The 7843-nt window shown below is 71.5% G+C and carries 5 protein-coding genes; 3 read left to right on the top strand and 2 right to left on the bottom strand.

What is annotated here, in order from left to right; translation table 11 throughout:
- Positions 1-52: 52 nt before the first annotated feature.
- Positions 53-1561 carry a cytochrome ubiquinol oxidase subunit I gene (locus E0D90_RS21125; RefSeq protein ID WP_103501733.1) on the bottom strand — a complete coding sequence of 503 codons (1509 nt, stop codon included), beginning with the start codon at positions 1559-1561 and terminating at the stop codon, positions 53-55.
- Between the two features lie 389 nt (positions 1562-1950).
- Complete coding sequence (hisC, locus tag E0D90_RS21120; RefSeq protein WP_130799658.1) at positions 1951-3054, bottom strand: histidinol-phosphate transaminase; 1104 nt, start codon at positions 3052-3054, stop codon at positions 1951-1953.
- Positions 3055-3358: 304 nt separating this feature from the next.
- On the opposite strand from hisC, the gene E0D90_RS21115 reads away from it, so the two are divergent.
- The 3 genes from E0D90_RS21115 (at position 3359) to E0D90_RS27360 (ending at position 7648) form a co-directional block, all read left to right on the top strand.
- Positions 3359-4585 carry a LacI family DNA-binding transcriptional regulator gene (locus E0D90_RS21115; protein ID WP_170215029.1) on the top strand — a complete coding sequence of 409 codons (1227 nt, stop codon included), beginning with the start codon at positions 3359-3361 and terminating at the stop codon, positions 4583-4585.
- Positions 4586-4762: 177 nt separating this feature from the next.
- A complete protein-coding gene (locus E0D90_RS21110) occupies positions 4763-5935 on the top strand; it encodes a metallophosphoesterase (RefSeq protein ID WP_130799657.1) in 1173 nt (390 codons plus the stop codon).
- Positions 5936-6385: 450 nt separating this feature from the next.
- The gene (locus E0D90_RS27360) at positions 6386-7648 is read left to right on the top strand and encodes a phage holin family protein (protein ID WP_174856237.1); all 1263 of its coding nucleotides are present in this window, start codon (positions 6386-6388) and stop codon (positions 7646-7648) included.
- The last annotated feature ends 195 nt before the right edge of the window (positions 7649-7843 follow it).

Genomic DNA, 7843 nt, shown 5'->3' with positions numbered 1-7843 from the left:
GGTCGAGGGAGCCGGCCGGTGCGGGGTCCGTGCGCCGGGCCGGTGCGCCGGGTCAGTAGGAGAAGGCCATGGGCCGGTCCGGGTCGCGGTGGTCGCCGCCGATGCGGGTGGGCGGGTTCCGGTCGGCGTCGGTGAGTTCGGGCGGGCCGGCCTTGACGTACTTGGCGAGCAGCTTGATCTCGATCACCGCGAGGGTGGCGTACAGCACGGTGTAGACGGCCATGGAGGTGATCACCTCGCCCTGGGAGACGCTCGGCGAGACACCGGCGGAGGTCTGGAGCACGCCGTAGACCACCCAGGGCTGGCGGCCCATCTCGGTGAAGATCCAGCCCCAGGCGTTGGCGATCAGCGGGAACGCCATGGTGAGGAAGGCGAGCTTCCAGTACCAGCGGCTGAGCACGGGGCCGAGTTCGCGGTCGCGGGTGAGGGCGAGGCGGGGCAGTTCGTCCGCCGTGGTGCGCAGCCGTTCGGAGAGGTGGAACCGGCGGCGGGTGAGCCAGAGTCCGGCGGCGCCGAGCGCGAAGGACGACATCCCGAATCCGATCATCCACCGGAAACTCCAGTAGGCGACGGGGATGTTGGGCCGGTAGTCGCCCGGCCCGTACTGCTCCTGCATCGCCTCGTTGGTGTCGTTGATCCCGGGGACGGGGTCGGAGAAGTTGTCGTGGGCGAGGAAGGAGAGCAGGCCGGGGATCTCGACGGCGACGACGTTGTGGCCGGCGTCCACGTCGCCGATGGCGAAGAGCGAGAACGGCGCGGGCCCCTCGGTGTCCCAGAGGGCTTCGGCGGCGGCCATCTTCATGGGCTGCTGCTCGTACATGATCTTGGCGAGCCGGTCGCCGCTGACGGCGGTCAGCAGCCCGGCGGCGACCATGGTGATCAGCCCGACCCGCAGCGAGGTCCGCATCACCTGGATGTGGCGCCGGCGCATCAGGTGGTAGGCGGCGACGCCGACCATGAACGCGCCGCCGGTGAGGAAGGCGGCGGTGATGGTGTGGGCGAACTGGGCGACGGCCGTGTTCTGGGTGAGCACCTGGAGGAAGTCGGTCAGCTCGGCGCGGCCGCTCTCCTCGTTGATCGTGTAGCCGACGGGGTGCTGCATCCAGGAGTTGGCGGCCAGGATGAAGTACGCGGAGAGCACCGTGCCGATCGCGACCATCCAGATGGTCGCGAGGTGGATGCGTTTGGGGAGCTTGTCCCAGCCGAAGATCCACAGGCCGATGAAGGTCGACTCGAAGAAGAACGCGATCAGCGCCTCGAAGGCGAGCGGGGCGCCGAAGACGTCGCCGACGAACCGGGAGTAGTCCGACCAGTTCATGCCGAACTGGAACTCCTGGAGGATGCCGGTCACGACGCCCATCGCGATGTTGATCAGGAAGAGCTTGCCCCAGAACTTGGTGGCGCGCAGATAGACGTCCTTCCCGGTGCGCACCCACGCGGTCTGCAGCAGTGCCACCAGGGTGGCCAGCGAGATCGTCAGCGGGACGAAGAGGAAGTGGTAGACGGTGGTGATGCCGAATTGCCAGCGGGCGAGGGTCTCCTCGGCCAGGGCGAGTTCCACAGTGCCTTCTCCTTCACTGCGTGAGCCCGTGCCACAGCCGGGAGCCTGACCCTTGTGGGACGGTTCGTCCGGGACGAACCAGTAGCAAGGCGACACGCTTGTGAACGTATTCACATTCACAAGCAGTATCGCGCATCCGTTCCCCGGAGCTGCGACCGGGGGTGCCATAAGGCGGTGCACCGGACATTCGCGCAGGTCGGAGCGGGTGGACGCGAAGGCACTCGGACCGGGACGGGCCGGACGACGCGGTCATGACAGCACCAACCCGGACGTCCCGCCGGGCCACAACCACAACCACAACCGCACCGCACGCAAAAGGCCGGGCGGCCCCGGAGCACGAAGCCCCGGACCCGCCCGGCCCACCGTCACCGCTCGGCGTCGGCTACGCCTCACCCCCGTGCGGAAGGCCCTCCCAGCTCCGGGGCACCGGCCACACCGAGGAACAGGTCGTTGGCCTCGGGCTCGCCGATGGTCACCCGCACGCCCTCGCCGGGGAAGGGCCGCACCGTCACCCCTGCGGCCTCGCACGCCTGGGCGAACTCGACGCTCGCCGGGCCCAGCCGCAGCCAGACGAAGTTGCCCTGCGAGGGCGGCACGACCCAGCCCCGCGCGGTCAGCTCCTTCCAGACCCGCTCCCGCTCGGCGACCAGGGCGCCCACCCGCTCCAGCAGCGCCGGCTCGCTGCGCAGCGACGCGACCGCCGCGTCCTGGGCGACCTGGCTGACGCCGAACGGCACGGCGGTCTTGCGCAGCGCGGCGGCCACCGGCTCCTGGGCGACGGCGAAGCCGATCCGCAGCCCGGCCAGGCCGTACGCCTTGGAGAAGGTCCGCAGTACGCAGACGTTCGGGTAGGCGCGGTAGAGGCCGAGGCCGTCCGGGACCTCCTCGTCGTCGACGAACTCCCGGTACGCCTCGTCCAGCACCACCAGCACCTCGGGCGGCACCCGGTCCAGGAAGCGCACCAGCTCGGGCCGGCGGATCGCCACCCCGGTGGGGTTGTTGGGGTTGCAGACGAAGATCAGCCGGGTCCGCTCGGTGATGGCGTCGGCCATCGCGTCGAGGTCGTGCTCCTCGTTCTCGGTCAGCGGCACCTGGACGGAGGTGGCTCCGGAGATCTGCGTGATGATCGGGTACGCCTCGAAGGAGCGCCAGGCGTAGATCACCTCGTCACCCGGGCCCGCCGTGGCCTGGAGCAGCTGCTGTGCGACGCCGACCGACCCGGTGCCGGTGGCGATGTGCCCGACCGGGACGCCGAAGTGGTCGGCGAGCTCGGCCATCAGCGCGGTGCACGCCATGTCCGGGTACCGGTTGAACGTCCCGGCGGCCGTGACGGCCTGCTCCATCACCCCGGGCAGCGGCGGATAGGGGTTCTCGTTGGAGGAGAGCTTGTACGCCGCGGCACCCGCGGCCGCCGGGCGGCCCGGCCGGTAGGTGGGGATGCCGTCCAGCGCCGGGCGCAGCCTCGGGCCCGAGGGGAATGTCGGAGTGCACATCCTCCACACTTTAAGAGGAAAGGGTCCCCGGGCGTACCCCTGCGACAACGAGCGCTCGGTCACCTCCACACGCCGTGGCGTGACGACTGGCGCGCCTCACTCGAACGAGTGAGGCGAGGCGGGGTGAAAGCACCGTTCGCTCGCGTGGATCACCCTGGGATGCCATCCACCCTCGGCACCGAATTGGCTGATGACCTTCTCTTCGCAGGTGAATGGCCGGTTTCAATCATGCAGAAACGTATTGGCTCCCCAACTTGTGCGAGTCTCAGGCATGTTGAGAGGCCGGGCCTACGATCAGGTCGACATGACAGCAGCGAAACATCAGGTGAGCCGTGGCGAAGACAGCCGGCGCTCCCGCGCAGCACGGGCCGGCATCCGTGACGTCGCCGCCGAGGCCGGTGTCTCGATCACCACTGTCTCCGACGCGCTGAACGGCAAGGGCCGGCTCCCGGACACCACCCGCAGCCATGTGCGCTCGGTGGCCGACCGCCTGGGCTACCGGCCGTCGGCGGCGGCCCGCACCCTGCGGACGGGCAAGTCGGGACTGATCGGCCTCACGGTCACCACCTACGGTGAAGAACCGTTTACCTTCACGGAGTTCGCCTACTTCGCGGAGATGGCCCGCGCCGCCACCTCGGCCGCGCTGGCCCGCGGTTACGCCCTGGCGATCCTCCCCGCCACCTCCCAGCACGACGTCTGGTCCAACGTCGCCCTCGACGGCACCGTCGTCATCGATCCGGCCGACCACGACCCGGTCGTGGCCGAACTGGTCCGCCAGGGCATCCCGGTCGTCTCCGACGGCCGTCCGGGCGGCGACGTACCCGTCGCCGGCTGGGTCGACAACGACCACGAGGCCGCCGTCGTCGGGCTCCTGGACCACCTCGCCGGCTCCGGGGCGCGCCGGATCGGGCTGCTGGCCGGTGCCGGCACCGACACCTACACCCGGCTCTCCACCGAGGCGTACCTCGGCTGGTGCGCCCGCGTCGGCCAGCAGCCGGTCTACGAGACGTACCCGGCGCACGACCCGTGCGCCGGGGCCGTCGCCGCCGACCGCCTCCTGGCCCGGCCGGACCGCCCGGACGCGGTCTACGGGCTGTACGACCCCAACGGCACGGACCTGCTCGCCGCCGCGCGGCGCTACGGACTGCGCGTACCGGAGGACCTCCTGCTGGTCTGCTGCTCCGAGTCGGGCGTCTACGCCAGCACCGAACCGCCGGTCACCACGCTCTCGCTCCAGCCGGGGCGGATCGGCTCGGCCGTCATCCAGCTGCTGATCGACACCATCGAGGACCGCGCCGCCGCCTCCGCCGCGCGTCCGGCCGCGGTGGGCGGACGGTCGGGCGGGGGCAGTCGTCGCGCCGGGGCCGGGCACCTCGCGGGTCACCACGGCACGGCGCACCCGGGGCCGGGTGTGCGGCCGATGGTCCAGCGGGTGATGCCCACCGAGCTGATCGTCCGCGCCTCCTCGCAGCCGCGGGTCCGCGCGACGACCGTCAACCAGCAGCGCACCCCCCCTGCTGCGGACCGTTAGTTTCCGGTAGCCTCCCAGCCAGGGCGGACCTGATCACCCTCCCCCGGGTCCCACCGACAACCTTCCCGGGTGTTCCACGCGCACCGCGCGGGATTCCTATGATGGACCGGTGGGTACCGGACCGGCCTGGCCAGGGACGGCCCCTGGCGGAGGCGGCGCGCACGTGGTGGAGGGGTCATGGCTCAGGGGCCTGTTGGGGAGTACGGCATCGAGGGCCGCGCGGCGGGCGAGACGCCGCCGCCCGGCGCGGGCGCGCCCGCCGCGCCACTGACACCGCCGCCGCCCGGCCCGCCGCCGCCGCTCGCGGCACCGCAGGCCCCCGTGCAGCCGGTCGCCGCCGCGCCTCCGGCCCCGCCGTCGGCCGCCCCCGCACCGCCGGCACCGGCCGACACGGTGCCGACTGTGCCGGCGCCGCCCGCGCCTGCCGCGCCCGCGCCACCCGCCGTACGGCCCGAGCCCGCCGGGACGTCCACCGCGGCGACCGACGGCCCCGGCCCGCTGTGGGTGGTGGGCGACGTCCACGGTTACCTCGACGAGCTCCGCGCCGCGCTGCGCGCCGCCGGACTCACCGACGAGGAGGACCGCTGGGCGGCGGGAACCAGCCGACTGTGGTTCCTCGGTGACTTCACCGACCGCGGGCCCGACGGCGTCGGAGTCATCGACCTGGTGATGCGCCTCTCCGCCGAGGCCGCCGCCGCCGGCGGCTACTGCAAGGCGCTGCTCGGCAACCACGAACTGCTGCTGCTCGGCGCGCACCGTTTCACCGACACCCCCGTGGACTCCGGAGCGGGCACCGCCACGTTCCAGGCGGCCTGGCTCCTCAACGGCGGCCAGCCCAGCGACATGGAGCGGCTCCAGGACCACCATGTGCAGTGGATGTCGCGGCTCGACTCGATGGCGATCGCCGACGGCCATCTGCTGCTGCACTCCGACACCACGGCCTACCTGGACTACGGCAGCACCATCGAGGACGTCAACGACGCCATCTACCAGGCGCTCCAGCGACTCGACGCCGACGAGACCTGGGACCTCTTCCGGAAGTTCACCCGGCGGTTCGCCTTCCGCGACGAGGGCGGCCCCGAGGCGGCCCGCACCCTGCTCGACACCTACGGCGGCGGCCGGGTCGTGCACGGCCACAGCCCGATCCCGTACCTCACCGGCGAGGGCGAGATCGACACCGAGGACGGGGACCCGGGCCGCCCGGGACGGCCCGCCGTGCCGCATGTCTACGCCGACGACCTCGCCATCGCCATGGACGGCGGAGTGACGATGGGCGGGCCGATGCTGGTCTCGCGCCTGCCGATCGCCCCCGCCGGCCCCATCGACGCCGCCGCCACCGCCACCGCCTGAGGCCGCCATCCGACGGTGGCGCCCGACGCTCCCCGCGGGCGGCGTACGCCGCCCGCGCCCGCTCGGCCGGTTGCGTACGGGCGATGCTCCGTACGGCCGAAACGCCGTCACTGACGGAATTCCCCCCGCCGTTACCGACGGACCGTCAACTCCCTTACGTGGGCGCGCTTCGGCGGCCGAATTCACACGGGAGCGGTGTTGTGCGGCAGGCACGCACGGGTTGTGTGAGGCGTGATCCGAGTGCGGGGCGCCCCGTGCGGGCAGGGTGAGGGGAAGGGCCTAACGCCCACGAGGCAGGATTTCCCGAAAGGGGAAGCGCGAAGCGACATATTCCGGCCAGGTATCTGTCCCCGGACACCAGCGCGCTCTAACATCGGTCCTGCCCACGCTCTCCGTCCTGTCGGTGACCGGCTGGCAGGAACGGCCCATTCGGAGCATCTGGGGAAGCACATGGACGGTGCGAAGTATCTGCTGCCGGAGGACCGGCCCGACTACGAGCGGGTCCTCGACGAGGCGCTGCGCAGAGTCCGCCACGACTCCCAGCTCACCGCGCAGGACCGTTTCGACACCGAGCAGTTGCGCACGCTCGGTATGAACGCCATTCCGCTGGTAGCGCCGCAGGCCGCCGACGAGTACCGGCACTACCTGGAGGTCCGCACCCGGCTGAGAGTGCCGGACCGGGCCGGAAGCGGCGCGCTCGCCCCGCCGCGCCAGGCGCCCGGTGGTGACCAGGCGGCCTCGGGCGCCGGTATCTGGGCGGTCGTGTCGGTGCTGGTGCCGGTGCTCGCAGGGATCGCCGCGCTGATCTTCCTGTTGTTCGGCTACGGCCTGCGGCTGACCGACCCGGAACCGGCCGTCGCGGGCGCCATGCGCAGCACCGGCTGGGCGTTCCTGCTGCTGGCGGTGGCCGGAATGCTGGTGGGGGCGGCCGAGTTGTTGATCGGAGCGGTCCGCAACGGCTCCACGTCGGTGCGGGCGAACCGTGCGGTGTCGCCACCGCCGGAGGGCCTGACCGAGGAGGTCGGCGCGGCCCGGGAGGCGTGGCAACAGGCGTTGCTCGAACGCGGCATCGTCCCGTTTCTGCACGAGACCGTAGGAGGAAAGTCCTTGGCCGACGACAACACGGACGAGACGAAGGAGAGCCGCACCCCGAAGTTGCGGTTCTCCAGCCCGAAGTTCTCCAGCCCCAAGGACCGTCCGAAGGAGGACGGGGAGAAGGCGGAGCCCAGCTCCCGATTCCTCAACCCGAAGTTCTCCAGCCCCAAGTTGTCGAACCGGGAGGGAGACCCGGAGGGCGGGGAGAGCCGCCGGTTCTCCAGCCCGAAGTTCTCCAGCCCCTCGGAACGCACCGAGGACTACCCGATCACCAACTCGCCGGGTTTCGCGAGCCCTTCGTACCGTTCGGGTTCGGCCTCTTCGTCGTCCTCGTCCTCGTCCTCGTCCGAGAGCGGCGAGGATTCCGGGTCGCGCTTCGGGAAGGGCGGCTTCGCCAGCCCCTCCTACCGCTCCTCCTCCGACAACAACGAGGAATCCGGATCACGCTTCGGCAAGGGCGGCTTCGCCAGCCCCTCCTACCGCTCCTCCTCCGACAACAACGAAGAGTCCGGTTCACGCTATGGCAAGGGCGGCTTCGCCAGCCCGAAGCTGGCCGGGTCTGACCGGGACGAGGACGCGGCGGGCTCCGGCACCGACCGCGACGGCGAGTCCGGCTGACCCCGACTCGGCGCCCGGCACGGCCGGTTGACGTCCCGACGCCCTCCCCGCGGCTCCTGCGGGGAGGGCGTCGTCGCGTCCGGTGGGCCGCACTTGCCGTCATGGCATCGCTCGGCTCGAACTCCCTCACAGAGCACGGCACTACGATGGCTCCGGGGGCTCGAATCCCCGTTCGGGGAGGGTGTGGCACGGGAC

The organism is Streptomyces otsuchiensis (assembly GCF_004305975.1).
GTDB lineage: Bacteria > Actinomycetota > Actinomycetes > Streptomycetales > Streptomycetaceae > Streptomyces > Streptomyces otsuchiensis.
This window is presented reverse-complemented; position numbering and strand designations above follow the sequence as displayed.